Raw genomic sequence first — 18,772 nt, forward strand, 5'->3', positions numbered from 1 at the left:
AGTCATCTGATGCGACGGCAGGTGCACGACAGGTGGCCCCACTATGACCGCTGTGCCTGGCCGGGGCCAGTGATGTGCGGTACGGCGCGTCACCGCTCGGGCACGCCCGCGTGACCGGCGGCCCGAGCGCGGTGCGGGCGCGCCCCCGCCCGTAGGGTGTCCCGGTGATCGACCGCACCGACCTCTCCCTGACCGACCTCGCCGAACGGCTGCGCGCCCTGCCGCCGTCGCTGGGTCCGGTGCGCCTGGTCGCGGTGGACGGGCACGCCGGGTCGGGCAAGACGACCTTCGCGGCCCGCCTCGCCGCGGCGCTCGGCGACGCGCCCGTGCTGCACACCGACGACCTGGCCAGCCACGCGGCGCTGTTCGACTGGCAGGGCCGGCTCGTCGACGAGGTGCTGGAGCCGCTGGGGCGCGGCGCCGTCGCGCACTACGCCGTCTACGACTGGCGCAAGCGCCACTTCGCCGAACAGCGCGCGCTGCCGCCGGCACCGGTGGTGATCATCGAGGGCGTCGGGGCCGGGCGCCGGGTGGTGCGGCCGTACCTGGCGTGCCTGCTGTGGATGGAGTTGGCGGAAGGTGACTCCTGGTGCCGGGGACAGCGGCGGGACGGGCCGGAGATGTCCGCTTTCTGGGCGGGGTGGCTCCCCGCCGAGCGCGCGCACTTCGCCGCCGACCCCTCGCGTCCGCACGCCGACGCCCTGGTCCTCCAGCCGGCCACGCGGGCCGAGGGCTATCGCGTACGACCGGGCCCCGGGGGCACCATCTGACCCACCGCCAGCCTCACTCTGCGTGACGCGCACCGGTCATGCCGGGGATCATGGCGACTTCCCACAAGACCCACCCCCCAACTCCGCTTGACCTGGGGGCCATACAGGTCTTACGTTCTCAATGTGCGGCTCGTACGGGTCGCCCGCGGACACGAAGCCCCCGATTGTTCCCCCGTGATCGGGGGCTTCGTTCTGCCCTCAGCGCCGCGATTTGCGCGCTTTGCGAGACTTCGCACTCACGCTGGGTAACCAGTTCCGGAATCGCCTTCCGCACATCGCGAAAGCCCCCGCGACCAACCGAATCGCGCCCTTCCCTCACGAACAGCCGTGCGCACCCTTCGATCGACACCGTCTTCGCAGGTACGATGCCCATCAGTGCCGCCGGCGGGCGGACGCACCAGCACACTGGTCAATCCCCGGTCACGGCACGGCGGTTCGGCGAAGCGGCGACCGGGCACCCGCTCGGCGCCACACCACGGGGGCTCGGTTTGTGGGGGATGGGATGGATTTCGGCATCCAGGGCTCGCACGCCCCGGCCGAGCTAGCCTGGCTGCGCGGCGTGGACGCGTACACCATGGGCGCGTACCCGCAGGCCGAGGAGGAGTTCAGGACCGCGGTCGAACTCGACCCCGGCATGGCGGACGGCTGGCTCGGCCTGCACGCCCTGCGCGCCGACACCGCCACCGCGCTGCTGCGCATGTACCGGCACCGCGACCGGTTCGGCGAACAGCGCGCCCGGCACCGACGCTCGCTCAACTCCTGGTACTGGCTCGGCTGGTGGGTGCAGCCGGTCCTGGAAAGCGGCCGCGACCTGCTCCTGGCGCACGCCTCGCACTGGCTCGACGGCCGACACGTCCCCGAGCTGGACCGCGCGCTGGCGGGCTGCCCGCCCGTCGAGGCCGACCCGCAGGCCCGCTTCCTGCACGCCTGCCGGGCCTACCTGGTCAAGGACTGGGAGCAACTCGTACGGCACACCGAGCCGCTGCTCCAGGACCCGCTGCTCGGCATCGAGGCCGGCCTGTTCGGCGGCATGGCCAGGGTCCGGCTTGAGATGTACAGCCAGGCCGAGCCGCTGCTGTCCGCGGCGCTGATGCGCTGCCGCAGCGAGCAGCCGCAGCGCAAGGAGTTGCGCTACTGGCTGGCGCGCGCCCACGAGGGCACCGGGCGCAGCGCGGCGGCCCTGCCGCTGTACCGGGCGGTGCACCGCATCGACGCCACGTTCATGGACACCGCCGCCCGGCTCGCCGCCATCGCGGAGTCCGACGGCTTCGACGACGGCCCCGACCTGGCCCCGGTCTCGCTGGCCGGCGCCGGCCAGGACGCCGTCGACGCGTTCGACGGCGCCGACACCGACCCGGTGCCGACGGCCGACCCGCCCGAGGGCCGCGAGCTGCGCCCCGGCCCCGAGGCCCCGCTCGGCACCGGCCCCCGGCCCACCGACGGGCCGCGGGACCGGGTCGTCGCGCCGCGCCAGCCCGAGGCCGACCTGCCGACCGGCCCCGCCGACCCGCAGCTCCTCGCCGACACCCTGGGCGAGCTGGACCGGATGGTCGGCCTGGAGCCGGTCAAGCGTCAGGTGCGGGCGCTGTCCGCGCAGTTACGCATGGCCCGGCTGCGGACCGGGCAGGGGCTGCCGGTGCAGCCGCCGAAGCGGCACTTCGTCTTCTCCGGCCCGTCCGGCACCGGAAAGACCACCGTGGCCCGCATCCTGGGCCGGGTCTTCTACGCCCTCGGGCTGCTCGGCGGCGACCATCTGGTGGAGGCCGGCCGGGCCGACCTGGTCGGGGAGTACCTGGGCCAGACGGCGGTCAAGGCCAACGAGCTCATCGACTCCGCGCTGGGCGGCGTGCTCTTCGTCGACGAGGCGTACAGCCTCTCCAACTCCGGCTACACCAAGGGCGACGCGTACGGCGACGAGGCGCTCCAGGTGCTGCTCAAGCGCGCCGAGGACAACCGGGACCGGCTGGTGGTCATCCTCGCCGGCTACCCCGAGGGCATGGACCGGCTGCTCGCCGCCAACCCCGGCCTCGGCTCCCGCTTCACCACCCGGGTGGACTTCCCGAGCTACCGGCCGCAGGAGCTGACCGCCATCGGCGAGGTGCTGGCCGCCGAGAACGGGGACCGCTGGGACGAGGAGGCCGTCGAGGAGCTGCGCAGCATCAGCGGCCACGTCGTGGACCAGGGCTGGATCGACGAACTGGGCAACGGACGCTTCCTGCGCACCCTGTACGAGAAGAGCTGCGCCTACCGCGACCTGCGGCTCTCCGGCTGGAGCGGCACCCCGGGCCGCGAGGACCTGGCCACCTTGCGGCTGCCGGACCTCATGCAGGCGTACGGCGAGGTCCTCTCCGGTCGCGGCCCGACCGACCGCGACCGCAAGGACCCCCCGTTCGGCTGAGCCCGTGGCCCGGCGAGGGCACTGGCCCCGGCGGGTGGCCGCCGGGGCCGGCGTCAGGGGCGGACGCTCGCGTGCGCGCCCGACCGATGGGCGGGGTCGCGTACCTCGCCCACCAGCTCCTCCAGCACGTCCTCCATCGCCACCAGACCGAGCACCCGACCCGACGCGTCGCTGACCGCCGCCAGGTGGGCCGCCGCCCTGCGCATCACCGTCAGGGCGTCGTCCAGCGGCAACTCGGCCCGCAGCGTCTGGATGGGCCGCCACACGTGCTGCGGCACGGCGCGCTCAGGCTCCTCCAGTTCCAGCACGTCCTTCACGTGCAGGTAGCCCATGAAGGCGCCGCCCGGGCCGCGCACCGGGAAGCGCGAGTAGCCGGTGCGTACGGTCAGCTCCTCGACCTGGCGGGGCGTCACGGCCGGGTCGACCGTCACCAGGCCCGCCGGGTCGAGCAGGACGTCGGTGACCGGGCGGGTGCCCAGTTCGAGGGCGTCCGCCAGGCGCTCCTGCTCGTCGGGGGCGAGCAGGCCGGCCTGCCGGGAGTCGGCGATCAGGTGGGTGAGCTGCTCGCTGGTGAACACCGCCTCCACCTCGTCCTTGGGCTCCACGCGAAACAGCCGCAGCACCAGGTGGGCACAGGCCCCGAACAGGGCGGTCACCGGCCGGCACAGCCGGGCGAAGGCGACGAGACCCGGGGCCAGCCACAGCGCGGTCAGCTCCGGCGCCGCCATGGCCAGGTTCTTCGGCACCATCTCGCCGATGACCAGGTGCAGGCAGACCACGGCGGCCAGCGCGATGGCGTAGCCGAGCGAGTGGATGAGCTGGTGCGGGAGGTGGACGGCGTGGAAGCCGGGCTCCAGGAGGCGGGCGACCGTCGGCTCGGCGACCGCGCCGAGCGTCAGCGAGCACACGGTGATGCCGAACTGCGCCGCGGCCATCATCTGCGGCAGGTTCTCCAGCCCCTGGAGCACGGTGCGCGCCCGGCCGGAGCCGGCCGCCGCCCGTGGCTCGATCTGGCTGCGCCGGACCGAGACCAGGGCGAACTCGGCGCCCACGAAGAAGCCGTTCGCGCACACGAGGAGCAGGGCGAACAGCAGTTGCAGCGCGCTCATCGGCCCGCTCCCCCGCTCGCCGCCCCGCCCACCGGCGTACGGACTCCGGCGCCCCGCTCCCGCGCCGGCGCGCCGTCGGCGCCCGCGACGAGCGGCACGTCGGCCGCCGCGTCCACCACCGCGTCGGCCACCGCGCGCACGCCCACCGCGGCGGCGGCCCGCGACGGCCGGTCGGCGGCGGGTCGCCCGGCCGCGCACGGCGCGGGGCTCAGCTCGGCCCGCGGGCCCGGCGTGCCGCCCCGTACGGCCGCCGCCTGGCCGGTCCGTACGACGCGGACCCGCTCGGCCCGGTGGTGGCCGACCTGGCGGACGGCGAGCCGCCAGCCACCGGGAAGCTCGGCGACGTCACCGGGGACCGGGATGCGGCCGAGCAGCCCGGCCACCAGGCCGGCGGCCGTCTCGTACGGTCCCTCCGGGGCCACCAGGCCGATCCGCGCCAGGGTGTCCACGCGACAGCTTCCGTCGGCCTCCCACACCAGGTAGCCGTCATCCCCGGCCACCTGGACCAGCTCCGGCTGGTCGGCCGTGTCGTGCTCGTCGCGCACCTCGCCGACCAGCTCCTCCACGATGTCCTCCAGCGTGATGACGCCGGCCGTCCCGCCGTACTCGTCCACGACCACGGCGATGGGCTGGTCGCGCAACTGCTTGAGCAGCGGCTGCACCGGCAGCGTCATCGGCACCAGCAGCGGCACCTGGGCGATGGCGTCGACCGGCGTGTGCAGCCGGTGGGCCGCGGGTATGGCGAGCGCGTCCTTGAGGTGGACCATGCCGACCACCTCGTCGAGGCGGTCGCGGTAGACGGGGAAGCGGGACAGGCCGGTGGCACGGGTGAGGTTCAGGACGTCCTGGGCGGTGGCCGTGGCCTGGAGGGCGCTGACCCGTACCCGGGGCGTCATGACGTGTTGCGCGGTCAGCCCGGCCAGCGAGAGCGTGCGCACGAACAGGTCGGCGGTGTCCTGCTCGATGGCGCCGGCGCGGGCCGAGTGCCGGGCGAGCGAGACGAGTTCGCCGGGGGTGCGGGCCGAGGCCAGCTCCTCGGTGGGCTCCACGCCCAGGGCCCGCACCAGGCGGTTGGCCACCGCGTTCAGCAGCGAGATCAGCGGCCGGAAGAAGCGGGCGAAGGCGTGCTGCGGGCCGGCCACGAAGCGGGCGACCTGGAGCGGCCGGGAGACCGCCCAGTTCTTGGGCACCAGCTCACCGATGACCATCTGTACGGCCGACGCCACCAGCATGCCCACGGCCACGGCCAGCCCCGGCACGGCGCCGGCGGGGGCCCCGGTGGCGGTGAGCGGGCCGGTGAGCAGATGCCCGAGGGCGGGTTCGGCGAGCATGCCGACGACCAACGAGGTGATGGTGATGCCCAGTTGGGTGCCGGAGAGCTGGAAGGAGAGCTCCCGCAGGGCCTCGACCACGGTGCGGGCCCGACGGTCGCCGTCGGCCGCGGCCCGTTCCGCCTCCGCCCGCTCCACCGTGACCAGGCCGAACTCGGCGGCGACGAAGAAGCCGTTGGCGAGGATGAGGAAGAACGCCGCGGCGAGCAGCGACAGGGAAACGGTGGGACTCATGCCGCCGCCTCCCGGAGACGTGGAGAGGCGGCGCGGGTACTACAGGACGAACCGTCCATCGCTGGAGGAATTCACTCCTCGGATCGCAGGAGCCGCTTCGGCACGCGCGCGGCGCGTTCAGCCACCGAAAGGGCGGGGCGCGGGCGCGCCTTGGGCACCAGGGTAATCAAGGAGTGAGCGCATCGGGCAGGGCCGTCAGCGCGTGTGGCCGCCCGTTCCGTACGCCTCGCTCAGGGCCCGCAGCGTGCGCGCGTCCTCGATCGCCTGCGCCTTCGCGATGCCGGGCTGGATGCCGAGCGCGGGCATGCTGGTGCCGTCGGCGAGGTCGAGGAAGACCCAGGGATCACCCGGTCGCAGGTTGACCCGCAGGATCTCGGGCCACTCCAGGTGCCGGCGCGTGGTCAGGTTGGTGACGGTGACCCCGTCCGGCGCGGCGACGACCTTGGGCCGGGCGAGCAGCGCGAGCACGCCGCAGAAGAGCAGGCCGGTAAAGACGAAGCTGATCCGCTCCCCCGGGCTCAGGTTGGGCAGGGCCAGCGCGATGACCAGCAGCGTGACGAACAGCAGGACGCCGACCGCCAGCAGCACGACCCGGGTGCGGGTCGGCCGGAAGGTGATCGGCAGCTCGGGCAGGGGTGCGGGGGCGGACACTCGGCTGGCCTCTCAGATGTGCGGGGGGTGGTCACCGCGGGTGCGGCGACCGGGGCGGCGGGGTGTCGGCCCCGCCGCCTCGCGGCCGGTCACCGGCCGGCCCGGTCGGTCACCGGCCGGGCCGCGCCCGCGACGGGGCCGCGGCGTCACAGCCGGCAGGCGTGGATGCCGGTGGTGAGGATGGCGCGGGCGCCCAGGTCGTACAGCTCGTCCATGATGCGCTGGGCCTGGTTGGAGGGGACCATCGAGCGGACCGCGACCCAGCCCTCGTGGTGCAGCGGGGAGACGGTGGGCGACTCCAGGCCGGGGGTGAGGGCCACGGCGCGCTCCACGTGCTCCACGCGGATGTCGTAGTCCATCATCACGTACCGGCGGGCGACCAGGACGCCCTGCATGCGCCGGAGGAACTGCTGCACCTTGGGGTCGTCGACGGACTCCCCGGCGCGCCGGATGACGACCGCCTCGGACTCCAGGATCGGCTCGCCGATGATCTCCAGGCCGGCGTTGCGCAGCGTGGTCCCGGTCTCCACCACGTCGGCGATGATCTCCGCCACGCCGAGCTGGATGGCCGTCTCGACGGCGCCGTCGAGGTGCACGACGGCGGCGTCCACGCCGTTGTCGGCGAGGTGCTTGGTGACCAGGCCGGAGAAGGAGGTGGCCACGGTCATGCCGCCGAAGTCGCGCACGCTCTGCGCGGTGCCGGGGCGGGTCGCGTAGCGGAAGGTGGAGCCGGCGAAGCCGAGCTGCATGATCTCCTCGGCCTGCGAGCCGGAGTCGAGCAGCAGGTCGCGGCCGGTGATGCCGATGTCGAGGCGGCCGGAGCCGACGTAGACGGCGATGTCGCGCGGGCGCAGGAAGAAGAACTCGACCTCGTTGGCGCTGTCGACCAGGACCAGCTCCCGCCGGTCCTTGCGCTGCCGGTAGCCGGCCTCATGGAGCATCGCCGACGCAGGCTCGGACAGTGAACCCTTGTTGGGGACGGCGATGCGCAGCATGAGGTCAGCTTCCTTTACGCGAAGAGGGAGGGCTTTGCGGATACGTGCCGTGCGCACGGGTCTCGCACGGTCGGGTCGGGAGGTCGCGGGATGCCCGGGGTGTCCGGGCGGTGCCGCGTGGCGGACGCCGTCGTGGGGTCCGCCACGCGAGCCCGCGTCACAGATGAGCGTATACGTCGTCCAGGGAGATGCCGCGAGCGACCATCATCACCTGAACGTGGTACAGGAGCTGCGAGATCTCCTCGGCGGTGGCGTCGGCGCCCTCGTACTCGGCGGCCATCCACACCTCGGCCGCCTCCTCGACGACCTTCTTGCCGATGGCATGCACGCCCTTGCCCACGAGTTCGGCGGTGCGCGACGTGCTGGGGTCGCCGGTGGCGGCCTTGTGCTGGAGCTCGGTGAACAGCTCCTCGAATGTCTTGTTCGCCATGGTGCGGCTTAGCCTACGGGGTGCCGGGCGCGGGCTCAGCGCCAGGGCTCGGAGACCGAGCGCAGGGTGGTCGCGGTGGCGACGGCGGCGGTGACCGCCTCGTGCCCCTTGTCCTCCTTGGAGCCCTCAAGCCCGGCCCGATCGAGTGCCTGCTGTTCGTCGTCGCAGGTCAGCACGCCGAAGCCGATGGGGACCCCGGTGTCGACGCTGACCTGGGTCAGGCCCTGGGTGACGCCCTGGCAGACGTACTCGAAGTGCGGGGTACCGCCCCTGATGACGACGCCGAGCGCCACGATGGCGTCGTAACCCCGGCCGGCGAGCACCTTGGCGACCACCGGGAGTTCGAAGCTGCCCGGCACCCGCAGCAGGGTCGGCTCGTCGATGCCCAGCTCGGTCAGCGCGCGCAGCGCGCCGTCCACCAGGCCGTCCATCACCTGCTCGTGCCACTGTGCGGCGACGACGGCGACCCGCAGGTCACCGCAGTTCTTCACGGACAGTTCGGGGGCGCCTTGGCCGCTCATGTCTCTCCTCGTGCGCTGTGCTGAACACTTGCTGAACGCTGTGCTGGTCGGTGCGCGCCCGGCGCTGTCGACCGGGTGCCGGGGCGGCCCGGACGCCTGGAGGCGGCGCGGGCCGGGCGGCTCACTGGTCGCAGGTGGTGGCCGGCTCCCCGTCGAGCCAGGGCAGCTCGTGCCCCATCCGGTCGCGCTTGGTGCGCAGGTACCGCAGGTTGTGCTCGCCGGCCTGCACCGGCATCGGCTCGCGCCCGGTGACGTGCAGGCCGTGTTCGGCCAGGGCCGCGGCCTTGTGCGGGTTGTTGGTCAGCAGCCGTACGGAACGCACCCCGAGGTCGATGAGGATCTGGGCGCCGGCGGCGTAGTCCCGCGCGTCGGCGGGCAGGCCCAGCTCCAGGTTGGCGTCCAGGGTGTCCCGGCCGCGCTCCTGCAGCTCGTACGCGCGCAGCTTGGACAGCAGCCCGATGCCCCGGCCCTCGTGGCCGCGCAGGTAGAGCACGACGCCTCGGCCCTCGGCGGTGACGCGCTCCAGGGACGCCTGGAGCTGGGGGCCGCAGTCGCAGCGCTGGGAGCCGAAGATGTCGCCGGTCAGGCACTCGGAGTGGACCCGGACCAGCACGTCGTCGCCGTCGCCGAGGTCGCCCTGGACCAGGGCGATGTGCTCGATGCCGTCCACGGCGGAGCGGTAGCCGTACGCCCGGAAGTTGCCGAACGCGGTCGGCAGCCGGGTCTGGGCCTCGCGGCGCACGGTGGGCTCGGCCGCCGCGCGGTAGGCGATGAGGTCCTCGATGGAGATGATCGCCAGGCCGTTCTTGCGGGCGAAGGGCACCAGCTCGGGCAGGCGCAGCATGGCGCCGTCCTCGCCGGCGATCTCCACGATGGCGGCGGCGGGGCGCAGTCCGGCGAGCCGGGCCAGGTCCACGCCGGCCTCGGTGTGCCCGTCGCGGGTGAGCACGCCGCCGGGGCGGGCGCGCAGCGGGAAGACGTGGCCGGGGCGGACGAAGTCGGCCGGGGCGCTGTGCGGGTTGGCCAGCAGGCGGATGGTGGCGGCCCGGTCGGCGGCGGAGATGCCGGTGCTGACCCCGTGCTCGGGGCCGGCGTCCACGGAGACGGTGAAGGCGGTGCGCATCGCCTCGGTGTTCTGCTCGACCATCTGCGGCAGGTCGAGCCGGTCGATGTCGGTGGCCTCCAGCGGTACGCAGATCAGCCCGCGGCACTCGCTCATCATGAACGCCACCAGTTCGGGGGTGGCCTTCTCGGCGGCGATGACGAGGTCGCCCTCGTTCTCCCGGTTCTCGTCGTCGACGACGACCACGGGACGGCCGGCGGCGATCTCGCTGATGGCGCGCTCCACCGGGTCCAGCGTGAGGTCGCCGTCGGGCAGGCCGGCGAGGTGGGCGGGGGTGTGTGGGCCGGGCCAGTTGAGTGAGGTGGTCATGCGGGCGCTCCTTCCAGGGCGGGCGCGCCCGTGCGGGAGCGCAGCCACCAGTCGCGGGCACCCCACAGGGCGAGCGCGAGGTAGATCACGTAGACCAGGCCGGAGAAGGCCAGGCCGCTGCTGAAGGCGAGCGGGACGCCCACCAGGTCCACGAGCAGCCAGGCGAACCAGAACTCGACCAGGCCGCGGGCCTGGGCGACCATCGCCGCGAGGGTGCCGACGAAGATGTACGCGTCGGGCCACGGGTTCCAGGACAGCTCGGGCACGGCGGTGAACAGCCCGCCGACGGCGAGCGTGCCCGCGGCGGTCGCGCCGACGAGCGCGGCCCGCTCCCGCCAGCTCGCGAAGCGCACGGCTATCTGGCCGCCGTGGTCCTGGCGCCCGGTGTGCCACTGCCGCCAGCCCCAGGCGGCCACGGCCATCACCAGGAGCTGTTTGCCGAGGCCGCCGCTGAGCTGGGCGGAGGCGTAGGCGGTGACCAGCACGGCGCCGGCCACGAACTGCACGGGCCAGGTCCACACGGAGCGCCGCCAGCCCAGGGCCAGGGCGCCGAGCCCGAAGAGGTTGCCGATCATGTCGGACCAGATGACGTGCTGGCCCAGGACGGTGAACGCCTCGTCGCGCAGGCCGTCCCCCACGCTCTGCCACAGGCTCACCGAACAACCCCCTCACGAGTGTCCGCCGCGCCCCGGGCGGGGTCGGCCGCGGCGGGGTCCTGCGGGCCGGGTACGGGCAGGCCGGCGCCGGGCACGGTGCCGTGCGCGAGCAGGCGCTCGACGTACTTGGCCAGCACGTCCACCTCCAGGTTGACCGGGTCGCCGACCTGCTTGCTGCCGAGCGTGGTCAGGGCCAGCGTGGTGGGGATGAGACTGACGGTGAAGTGGTCGGCGCCGGCCTCGACGACGGTCAGGCTGATGCCGTCCACGGTGATGGAGCCCTTGTCGACCACGTACCGGGCCAGCTCGGGCGGCAGCGAGACGGTGACGATCTCCCAGCGCTCGCCCGGCACCCGCTCGGTGATCACGCCGGTGCCGTCCACGTGGCCCTGTACGAGGTGGCCGCCCAGCCGGCCGCCGAGCGCCATCGGGCGCTCCAGGTTGACCGGGGAGCCGGGCGCGAGGGCGCCGAGGCTGGAGCGGCGCAGCGTCTCGGCCATCACGTCGGCGGTGAACTCGCCGTCGGCCGCCTCCACGACGGTCAGACACACCCCGTTGACCGCGATCGAGTCGCCGTGCTTCGCGTCCACGGTGACCTGCGGCCCGCGGATGCGCAGCCGGGCGAAGTCGGCGGGGGCGTCGCCGGAGCCGGAGGGAGCCTCGCCCAGCTCCTCGATGGCGGCGATCTCACCCAGTTCTTCAACGATTCCGGTGAACACGTCAGCTCTCCTGAGTGGTGGTGGGACGGGCCGGCCGCTCGGGCACGGCCGTCATCCGCAGGTCGGGGCCGATGCGGGCGACGTCGGTCACGCCTAGCCGCAACGCTTGCCCGATGGTGGTGATTCCGGCGTCGGCGAGGGCCGCTGGCCCGGCGCCGAGAAGGGTGGGGGCGAGGTAGCCGACGACCTTGTCGACCACCTCGGCGGCGAGGAAGGCCCCGGCCAGCGTCGGGCCGCCTTCCAGGAGTACGGAGCGCACGCTGCGGGCGTGCAGGGCGGCCAACAGCGCGGAGACGTCCAGGCCGCGCCCGCGCGGGCCCGGTGGCAGCCGCACCACGTCGGCCAGCCCGTCCAGGTGGCGGGCGTCGGCGTGCTCGCGGACGGCGACCAGGGTGGGCGCGGCGTCGTCCAGGACGCGGGCGCCGGGGCGTACGGCGGTGGCGTGGGTGTCCACGACGACGCGCAGCGGCTGGGTCGGCCGGGCCCCGGGGTCGGTGGGGCGGGCGGCGAGGTGGGGGTCGTCGGCGCGGGCGGTGCCGGAGCCGACGACGACGGCGTCGGCCTCGGCGCGCAGTCGGTGCACGTCGGCGCGGGCCTGCGGCGAGGTGATCCAGCGGCTGGTGCCGTCGGCGGCGGCGCTGCGCCCGTCCAGGGTCGCGGCGTACTTCCACAGCACGAACGGGCGCCCGGTGCGCATCGCGGTCAGCCACGCCTCGTTGCCGGCCGCGGCCTCGGCCCCGAGCAGGCCGGCCTCGACGCCGATGCCGGCCGCGGCCAGCGTCGCGGCGCCGCCGGCGGCCTGCGGGGTGGGGTCGGGTACGGCGTAGACGACGCGGGCGACGCCGGCCTCGATCAGGGCGCGGGTGCACGGCGGTGTGCGGCCGGTGTGGTCGCAGGGTTCGAGGGTGACCAGGGCGGTGCCGCCACGGGCCCGGTCGCCGGCGGCGCGCAGGGCGTGCACCTCGGCGTGCGGCCCGCCGGCGCGCTGGTGCCAGCCCTCGCCGACGGGGGCTCCGGACGCGTCCAGGACGACGCAGCCGACGACGGGGTTGGGGCTGGTGTGGCCGAGGCCGCGGGCGGCCAGCGCGATGGCACGGCGCATGGCCGTCGTCTCGCTCGCGATCGCCTCGTGGGCGGCCACCGGGTCCTCCTGCCTCTTCGGGCACGGACTCCGGGGCTGTCAAAACGACAGGACAACGGACGGAACACGCCGGATACGCCGAGGCAACGACGCGGCCCACCCCAAAGGGGGTGAGCGCCGATACGACGGCGCACCTGTGCTCGCCCGTCGCGCACTGCCTCCCATCCGGACTTTAACCGTCGGTCCAGGAGTTTCACCTGGTCAACCGGCCGCTGGCAGCGGACGGGTCGCGGACTGTAACCGCCGGTTCGGACTTTCACCGACCCCGGAGTGCGCTGACGTCACTGGTACGGCATCCAGTCTGCCACGGGTGGCCAGGGGTACGCGGGCCGGATTCTGTGGCCTGGCTCACAGGATGCGTGTCGGAGGCCGCCGAGAACTGGCTGGAAACCGCTCATAGAAAGCTGTCCGAATCGCCGCCGTCAGGGAACTCCCGGCCCGTGCCCTCGCGTTGATATTGGTCCATACCTATTGACGCTTTGGTCTAGTCCTCTTAGCCTCTGCCACACCTTTGAGCAACCAACCGGGGTGTGCGCACACCCCGGGCCCCCTTCATCTCCCTTCACCTCCCACAGCGCGCGCTTCGTACGTCCCCCCACGGCACGGATCACCCCCGCGAGCTCCACCGAGCCCCTCCCTGGAGGAACCGATCGTGTTGTCCCGTACCCGCGCGAGAGCCACGCTGGCCGCGTCGGCCGCCGCTCTCGCCGGACTCCTCGTCAGCACCCTCTCGGTCGCTGAGTCCCACGCCGAGGACCAGTCCACCTGTCGCCCCGACGGCATGTACCGCACCCCGGGCGTCGACGTCCCCTACTGCTCCGTCTACGACGCCGACGGCCGCGAGAAGATGGGCGCCGACCACCAGCGCCGCGTCATCGGCTACTTCACCAGTTGGCGCACCGGCAAGGACGGCACCCCCGCCTACCTGGCCAACAACATCCCGTGGGACAAGGTCACCCACCTGAACTACGCCTTCGCGCACGTCGACAAGGCCAACAAGATCTCCGTCGGAGCGGATTCGGCCAACAACCCCGCGACCGGCATGACCTGGCCCGGTGTCGAGGGCGCGGAGATGGACCCGGCGTTCCCGTACAAGGGCCACTTCAACCAGCTCAGCAAGTTCAAGAAGAAGCACCCCAACGTCAAGACGCTGATCTCGGTCGGCGGTTGGGCCGAGACCGGTGGCTACATCGACGAGAACGGCCAGCGCGTCAAGTCCGGCGGCTTCTACTCGATGGCCACCAACGCCGACGGCTCGGTCAACCAGGCGGGCATCAACACCTTCGCCGACTCCGCCGTGGACTTCATCCGCCAGTACGGCTTCAACGGCGTGGACATCGACTACGAGTACCCGACGTCGATGAAGGACGCCGGCCACCCGCAGGACTGGCCGCTGGCCAACGCCCGGCGCGGCGGGCTCAACAAGGGCTACGCGGCGCTGATGAAGACGCTGCGCGAGAAGCTGGACCGGGCCAGCGCCGCCGACGGCAAGCACTACCTGCTCTCCGTCGCCGCCCCCTCCTCCGCCTACCTGCTGCGCGGCATGGAGACGTACCAGACGACGAAGTACCTGGACTACGTCAACATCATGTCCTACGACCTGCACGGGGCGTGGAACGAGTTCGTCGGCCCCAACGCCGCGCTCTACGACGACGGCAAGGACGCCGAGCTGGCCAAGTGGGGCGTGTACACCGCCTCGCAGTACGGCGGCATCGGCTACCTCAACGGCGACTGGTCCTACCACTACTTCCGCGGCTCGATGCCGGCCGGCCGGATCAACCTGGGCCTGCCGTACTACACCCGCGGCTGGAAGAACGTGAACGGCGGCAAGAACGGGCTGTGGGGCACCTCGAAGGCCAGCTCCTGCCCGGCCGGCTCGGGGCTGACCGAGTGCGGTGACGGCGCCGTCGGCATCGACAACCTGTGGCACGACAAGGACGACAACGGCAAGGAGTCGCCGGCCGGCTCCAACCCGATGTGGCACGCCAAGAACCTGGAGAAGGGCGTCGTCGGTGACTACGTCACCCGCTACGGCTTCCCCGCCGACACCAAGCTCACCGGCGCCTACACCCGCAACTACGACTCCACGCTGGTCGCCCCGTGGCTGTGGAACGCCGACAAGAAGGTGTTCCTGTCCACCGAGGACGAGCAGTCGGTCAAGGCCAAGGCCCAGTACGTGGTCGACAAGGGCCTGGGCGGCACCATGATCTGGGAGCTGGCCGGTGACTACCAGTACAACGCCGGCAAGGGCCAGTACGAGCCGGGCAACACGCTGACCAACACGCTGTACGACGCGTTCAAGGCGGCGCCCGGCTACGGCGCCAAGCGGGCCACCACCAACCTGCCGGCCGAGGCGCTCGACCTCGACGTGAACTTCGGCGAGTTCCCGCTGGGTGACTCGAACTACCCGATCAGCCCCAAGGTGCGCATCACCAACAACACCAAGACCACCATTCCGGGCGGCGCCGAGTTCCAGTTCGACTACGCCACCGCCTCCCCCAACAACGCCAAGGACCAGAGCGGCTGGGGCCTGAAGGTCATCCGCAGCGACCACACGGGGAACAACGTGGGCGGCCTGAAGGGTGACTACCACCGCACCTCGTTCAAGCTGCCGAGCTGGCAGTCGCTCGCGCCCGGCGCGTCCCTCAGCTTCGACCTCGTGTACTACCTGCCGACCTCCACGCCGTCGAACTGGACGGTCTCCTTCGGCGGCAAGTCGTACTCGCTCGCCGGCGACCTGGCCCGCGGCACCAAGATCGTCGACCCCGGTGACGGGACCAGCGGCGGCACGGGCGGCACCGGCGGCAACAACGGTGGCAACGGCGGCCAGTGCACGGCGCCGGCGTGGGACAAGACCGCGGTCTACAACGGCGGCGCGGCCGTCTCCTGGAAGGGCCACAACTGGACGGCCAAGTGGTGGACCCAGGGCCAGGAGCCGGGCGTCGACGGTGTCTGGCAGGACAAGGGAGCCTGCTGACCCCCTGATCACCCGGCGGCGGTGAAGTGTGGCGTCACCCGCCGTCGGGTGCGCCACCGGGCCGGGCCCCCTCTCAGCGGCGGGGGCCCGGCTCGGTGGGCCAAACGAGAAGCGCGCCGGGTCCCGGTTTCGGGGCCCGGCGCGCGGGCGTTCCCCGGTGGGGCGGGAGGGGGCCGTGGCCGGCTGCGGCCCACCACTCCCGTGGGCCCCGCTGATCTCACCGATTCATCGGATGCACCGGATTCACCGGTTCAACGGATTTGACGGTTCGACGGATTCACCGGCCGAGTTCCCGCTCGGAGGCGACGACCACCCCGTACAGGTCGGCGACGGTGGCCAGGCCGGCCCGGTGCACCTGGTCGGCGGGGACCTCGGCGCCCGCCACCGGCAGCGCGCGGGTCGCGCAGGCGTCGGCGACGACGGTCGGGCGGTGGCCGGCGAGGAACGCGCCCTGCGCCGTGGCCGCCACGCACATGTGGGTCATCCACCCCGCGAGCACCACGTCCTGGCCCGGGCGCAGACGGGTGGCCAGGTCCGTGTCCACGAACGCGTTCGGGACCCGCTTGACCACCACCGGCTCCCCGTCGAGCGGGGCGACGTCCGGGTGTGGCCGCCCGATCTCGGCATCGATGTCGTACGGGGTGCCCGGGCCGCCGTCGTTGATCACGTGCACGACTCGCGCGCCCTCCCGGCGGGCCCGGGCCAGCAGTCGCGCGGCGGCGTCGAGCGAGGGCCGCCAGCCGTCGAGTTCCATGACGCCGCGGGTGTAGGTGTTCTGGAGGTCGACGAGGACCAGCGTGGCCTCGCCGAGGATCGCGGGCGTCTGGTCGAGGCCGTTGAGCTCGCGCAGGGTGGTTCTGGGCATGGGTGTACCGCCTTCAGGACGCGGGTGGAGGGGCGGCCCGAACGGTGAGTGGGCCATGCCGGTAAAACTAGGAGCCGCCACCGATGTCGGCAATGACGTCCCACCCGCAGAAACCGACATGCCGCAACGCCCTGTCCACACCCCTGGGGGACCCGTGCCGGACACCGTCCGCCGCCTCGTCGTCATCATGCTCTTCGACGGCGTCGACCTGCTCGACGTCACCGGGCCGCCGGAGGTGTTCTCGCTGGCCCTGCGCGAGACCGAGGAGGCCGCGGGCTACCGCGTACTGCTCGCCGCCGCGACCACGGACCCGGTCACCACCGGCGCCGGGGTGCGCGTCCTGCCCGACGTCACCTTCGCCGAGGCCGCCGCCGGTGCCATCGACACGCTCCTGGTGCCCGGCGCGGTGGAGGTCGACGCCGAACGCCGCGTCCATCCGCTCGTCGACCCGTGCCTGGTGGAGTGGGTGCGGGTGCTGGCCGCCCGCGCGCACCGGGTCGCCTCCGTGTGCGTGGGCGCGCACCTGCTGGCCGCGGCCGGCCTGTTGGACGGCAGGCGCGCCACCACCCACTGGTCGACGGCGGGGCGGCTGGCCGCCGACCACCCGGCCGTCACGGTGGACGCCGACCCGATCTTCATCCGCGAGGGCGACGTGTGGACCGGGGCCGGGATCAGCGCGTGCCTTGACCTGTCCCTCGCGCTGATCGCCGACGACCTCGGCGAGGCCGTCGCCGTGCGGGTGGCCCGGCAACTGGTCATGTACCTCAAACGTCCCAGCGGCCAGAGCCAGTTCAGCGCGCCGCTGGAGCAGGTCTCCACCACGCGCCGCGTCGAGGACCTGCGCCACCACGTCCTGCGCCACCTCGACGCGCCCCTGACCGTCGCCGACCTGGCCGCGTACGCGCACGTCAGCGACCGTCACCTGACCCGCCTCTTCAAGACCGAACTCGGCATGACCCCGCACGCCTACGTCGAGTCGGTCCGGGTGGAGAGGGCCCGCCGCGAACTGGAGTCGTCCGACGCGACGCTGGAGCGCGTCGCCGCGCTCTGCGGTTTCGGCACGACCGACACCCTGGTACGGGCCTTCCGCCGGCGCCTGAACACCACGCCGACGGAGTACCGGCGGCGGTTCCGGCTACCGGCGCACGACCGGCCTCAGGCCTCCGGGGCGAACAGCGCGTCCTGAGCCGCGTCCCGCGCCATCAGCACCGCGCCACGCAACACCGCCGCGCCCCCCACCGTGCCGGCCCGCACCTCGGTACGGACCGGGGCCATCCGCGCCACCCGCTCCGCCACGCGCCGGGCCAGCTCGTCGCCGCCCGCGCGCCCGCACTCGCCGCCGATGACCACGCAGCCCGGGTCGAGCACGGCGCTCACGGCCGTGACCCCGATGGCGACGCCGTCCGCGTACGCGTCGAGGAACGCGTCCGCCACCCCGGCCGGCACCCGCGCGACCCCGCCGCCCTCACCCCGTTCGTCCCGCTCCCCCCGGCTCTCCCGCACCGAGGCCACGGCGGCGCGCAGCGCGCGCTCGGCCGCCTCGACGCCCGTGCCCTCGACGGCCAGGCCGTGCCGGTGCGCGAGGTCGCACACCGCGGGCCCGCCGGCGAGCGAGTGGAAGCCTCCGTCGCAGCCGCTCGCGCTGGGCAGCCCGCCGGTGCCCGGGACCGGCAGGAACCCGATCTCCCCCGCGCCGCCGGACGCCCCCCGGCGCAGCGCGCCGTCCAGCACGACCGCCGCGCCGGTCCCGCCACCGAGCCACAGCAGCACGAAGGTGTCCCGGTCGCGGGCCGCGCCGAGCCGCTGCTCGGCGACGGCGGCGAGGTTGGCCTCGTTCTCCAACAGCAGGTCGCCCGGGAAGCGCTCGCGCACCGCGGCGACCAGGTCGGCGTGCCAGCGCGGGAGCCAGCCCGTGTTGCTGCCCAGGGCGCCGGTGACCGGGTCGAGCAGGCCGGGCGCGCCGACGCCGATGGTGTGCGGCGAGGTCGCCCCGGCCCGCGCGACGGTGCTGGTCAGCAGGTCCACGGCCGCCGCCACCGCGGGCGGGCCGGCGGCGGGCCTGCCCGGTTCCCCACCAGACTGCGGGGCGATGGGCAGCGACGCCTCGGCCAGCGTGCGGCCGAGCAGGTCGGCCACGCAGACGGTGACCCGGTCGGTGCGTACGTCGATCCCGGCCAGGTGGGCGCGGTCCGCGACGATGCCGTACAGCCGGGCGTTGGGGCCGCGCCGCTCGGCGCCCGCCTCGCCCACCACGGTGATCAGCCGGGCCCCGCGCAGCCGCTCCACGAGGTCGGCCACGGTCGGCCGGGACAGCCCGGTGAGCTGTTTGAGCTGGCCGGCCGTCAGCGGCCCCTCGCGTTGCAGGAGGGCCAGCGCCAGGCGGTCGTTGATGGCGCGGGCGGTGCTCGGGGAGGCGGTCTTGCCACCGGACTTGCCGCCGGAGTGCACACGCGTCGGGGACATGCCGGAATCCTTGCACGCCCCGTGAGAAATCGGCTATTTATCAGGCAGGGTTCCTGATAGTTTCTCGGCGCGCCGGGGAA

Annotated in this window: 16 protein-coding genes and 1 riboswitch; of the genes, 4 read left to right on the forward strand and 12 right to left on the reverse strand. The window is 73.5% G+C overall.

Annotated elements, in window-relative coordinates:
* Positions 1-164: 164 nt before the first annotated feature.
* Positions 165-770 (forward strand): hypothetical protein, encoded by a 606-nt coding sequence (locus tag OYE22_RS03515; protein WP_277319035.1) that lies wholly within the window; start codon positions 165-167, stop codon positions 768-770.
* Positions 771-1,272: 502 nt separating this feature from the next.
* A complete protein-coding gene (locus OYE22_RS03520) occupies positions 1,273-3,168 on the forward strand; it encodes an AAA family ATPase (RefSeq protein ID WP_277319036.1) in 1,896 nt (631 codons plus the stop codon).
* 53 nt (positions 3,169-3,221) lie between these two features.
* Here the strand turns inward: OYE22_RS03520 and OYE22_RS03525 are convergent, their stop codons facing one another.
* The 10 genes from OYE22_RS03525 to ribD form a co-directional block, all read right to left on the reverse strand.
* Positions 3,222-4,277, reverse strand: coding sequence for a hemolysin family protein (locus tag OYE22_RS03525; RefSeq protein WP_277319037.1), 1,056 nt, complete (start codon positions 4,275-4,277; stop codon positions 3,222-3,224).
* Positions 4,274-5,842: a hemolysin family protein gene (locus OYE22_RS03530; protein WP_277319038.1), complete on the reverse strand. Its 1,569-nt coding sequence runs from the start codon at positions 5,840-5,842 to the stop codon at positions 4,274-4,276. The genes OYE22_RS03525 and OYE22_RS03530 overlap by 4 nt, the downstream gene beginning before the upstream one ends.
* A 195-nt stretch (positions 5,843-6,037) precedes the next feature.
* Positions 6,038-6,493, reverse strand: coding sequence for a PH domain-containing protein (locus OYE22_RS03535; protein ID WP_277319039.1), 456 nt, complete (start codon positions 6,491-6,493; stop codon positions 6,038-6,040).
* 146 nt (positions 6,494-6,639) lie between these two features.
* On the reverse strand, positions 6,640-7,488 hold the full coding sequence (gene hisG / locus OYE22_RS03540) for an ATP phosphoribosyltransferase (protein ID WP_277319040.1): 849 nt from the start codon (positions 7,486-7,488) through the stop codon (positions 6,640-6,642).
* Between the two features lie 157 nt (positions 7,489-7,645).
* Complete coding sequence (locus OYE22_RS03545; RefSeq protein ID WP_069466267.1) at positions 7,646-7,918, reverse strand: phosphoribosyl-ATP diphosphatase; 273 nt, start codon at positions 7,916-7,918, stop codon at positions 7,646-7,648.
* 35 nt (positions 7,919-7,953) lie between these two features.
* Positions 7,954-8,439, reverse strand: a complete 486-nt coding sequence (ribH, locus tag OYE22_RS03550) for a 6,7-dimethyl-8-ribityllumazine synthase (RefSeq protein ID WP_277319041.1) — start codon at positions 8,437-8,439, stop codon at positions 7,954-7,956.
* Positions 8,440-8,560: 121 nt separating this feature from the next.
* Positions 8,561-9,871, reverse strand: coding sequence for a bifunctional 3,4-dihydroxy-2-butanone-4-phosphate synthase/GTP cyclohydrolase II (locus tag OYE22_RS03555; RefSeq protein WP_277319042.1), 1,311 nt, complete (start codon positions 9,869-9,871; stop codon positions 8,561-8,563).
* Positions 9,868-10,527 carry a nicotinamide mononucleotide transporter family protein gene (locus tag OYE22_RS03560; RefSeq protein WP_232544382.1) on the reverse strand — a complete coding sequence of 220 codons (660 nt, stop codon included), beginning with the start codon at positions 10,525-10,527 and terminating at the stop codon, positions 9,868-9,870. Before OYE22_RS03560 ends, OYE22_RS03555 begins: the two co-directional genes overlap by 4 nt.
* Positions 10,524-11,246: a riboflavin synthase gene (locus OYE22_RS03565; protein ID WP_277319043.1), complete on the reverse strand. Its 723-nt coding sequence runs from the start codon at positions 11,244-11,246 to the stop codon at positions 10,524-10,526. The genes OYE22_RS03560 and OYE22_RS03565 overlap by 4 nt, the downstream gene beginning before the upstream one ends.
* 1 nt (position 11,247) lies before the next feature.
* A complete protein-coding gene (ribD, locus tag OYE22_RS03570) occupies positions 11,248-12,348 on the reverse strand; it encodes a bifunctional diaminohydroxyphosphoribosylaminopyrimidine deaminase/5-amino-6-(5-phosphoribosylamino)uracil reductase RibD (RefSeq protein WP_277323966.1) in 1,101 nt (366 codons plus the stop codon).
* Positions 12,349-12,534: 186 nt separating this feature from the next.
* Positions 12,535-12,665: riboswitch (FMN riboswitch) on the reverse strand.
* A gap of 374 nt (positions 12,666-13,039) precedes the next feature.
* Here ribD and OYE22_RS03575 point away from each other — a divergent pair.
* Positions 13,040-15,364 carry a glycosyl hydrolase family 18 protein gene (locus OYE22_RS03575; protein ID WP_277319044.1) on the forward strand — a complete coding sequence of 775 codons (2,325 nt, stop codon included), beginning with the start codon at positions 13,040-13,042 and terminating at the stop codon, positions 15,362-15,364.
* A gap of 277 nt (positions 15,365-15,641) precedes the next feature.
* Here the strand turns inward: OYE22_RS03575 and OYE22_RS03580 are convergent, their stop codons facing one another.
* On the reverse strand, positions 15,642-16,229 hold the full coding sequence (locus tag OYE22_RS03580; RefSeq protein WP_277319045.1) for an isochorismatase family protein: 588 nt from the start codon (positions 16,227-16,229) through the stop codon (positions 15,642-15,644).
* A gap of 187 nt (positions 16,230-16,416) precedes the next feature.
* On the opposite strand from OYE22_RS03580, the gene OYE22_RS03585 reads away from it, so the two are divergent.
* Positions 16,417-17,415: a helix-turn-helix domain-containing protein gene (locus tag OYE22_RS03585; protein ID WP_277323967.1), complete on the forward strand. Its 999-nt coding sequence runs from the start codon at positions 16,417-16,419 to the stop codon at positions 17,413-17,415.
* On the opposite strand, the gene OYE22_RS03590 is transcribed toward OYE22_RS03585, so the two are convergent.
* Positions 17,385-18,692 (reverse strand): ROK family transcriptional regulator, encoded by a 1,308-nt coding sequence (locus OYE22_RS03590; protein WP_277319046.1) that lies wholly within the window; start codon positions 18,690-18,692, stop codon positions 17,385-17,387. The genes OYE22_RS03585 and OYE22_RS03590 overlap by 31 nt on opposite strands.
* Between the last annotated feature and the right edge of the window lie 80 nt (positions 18,693-18,772).

It is taken from the genome of Streptomyces sp. 71268 (genome assembly GCF_029392895.1).
Taxonomy (GTDB): domain Bacteria; phylum Actinomycetota; class Actinomycetes; order Streptomycetales; family Streptomycetaceae; genus Streptomyces.

Bases quoted from the DNA above. Each gene is read 5' to 3' on its own strand.
- OYE22_RS03520 (WP_277319036.1), top strand. From the start codon at position 1,273: ATGGATTTCGGCATCCAGGGCTCGCACGCCCCGGCCGAGCTAGCCTGG.
- OYE22_RS03525 (WP_277319037.1), bottom strand. From the start codon at position 4,277: ATGAGCGCGCTGCAACTGCTGTTCGCCCTGCTCCTCGTGTGCGCGAAC.
- OYE22_RS03530 (WP_277319038.1), bottom strand. From the start codon at position 5,842: ATGAGTCCCACCGTTTCCCTGTCGCTGCTCGCCGCGGCGTTCTTCCTC.
- hisG (WP_277319040.1), bottom strand. From the start codon at position 7,488: ATGCTGCGCATCGCCGTCCCCAACAAGGGTTCACTGTCCGAGCCTGCG.
- OYE22_RS03545 (WP_069466267.1), bottom strand. From the start codon at position 7,918: ATGGCGAACAAGACATTCGAGGAGCTGTTCACCGAGCTCCAGCACAAG.
- ribH (WP_277319041.1), bottom strand. From the start codon at position 8,439: ATGAGCGGCCAAGGCGCCCCCGAACTGTCCGTGAAGAACTGCGGTGAC.
- OYE22_RS03555 (WP_277319042.1), bottom strand. From the start codon at position 9,871: ATGACCACCTCACTCAACTGGCCCGGCCCACACACCCCCGCCCACCTC.
- ribD (WP_277323966.1), bottom strand. From the start codon at position 12,348: ATGCGCCGTGCCATCGCGCTGGCCGCCCGCGGCCTCGGCCACACCAGC.
- OYE22_RS03580 (WP_277319045.1), bottom strand. From the start codon at position 16,229: ATGCCCAGAACCACCCTGCGCGAGCTCAACGGCCTCGACCAGACGCCC.
- OYE22_RS03585 (WP_277323967.1), top strand. From the start codon at position 16,417: ATGCTCTTCGACGGCGTCGACCTGCTCGACGTCACCGGGCCGCCGGAG.
- OYE22_RS03590 (WP_277319046.1), bottom strand. From the start codon at position 18,692: ATGTCCCCGACGCGTGTGCACTCCGGCGGCAAGTCCGGTGGCAAGACC.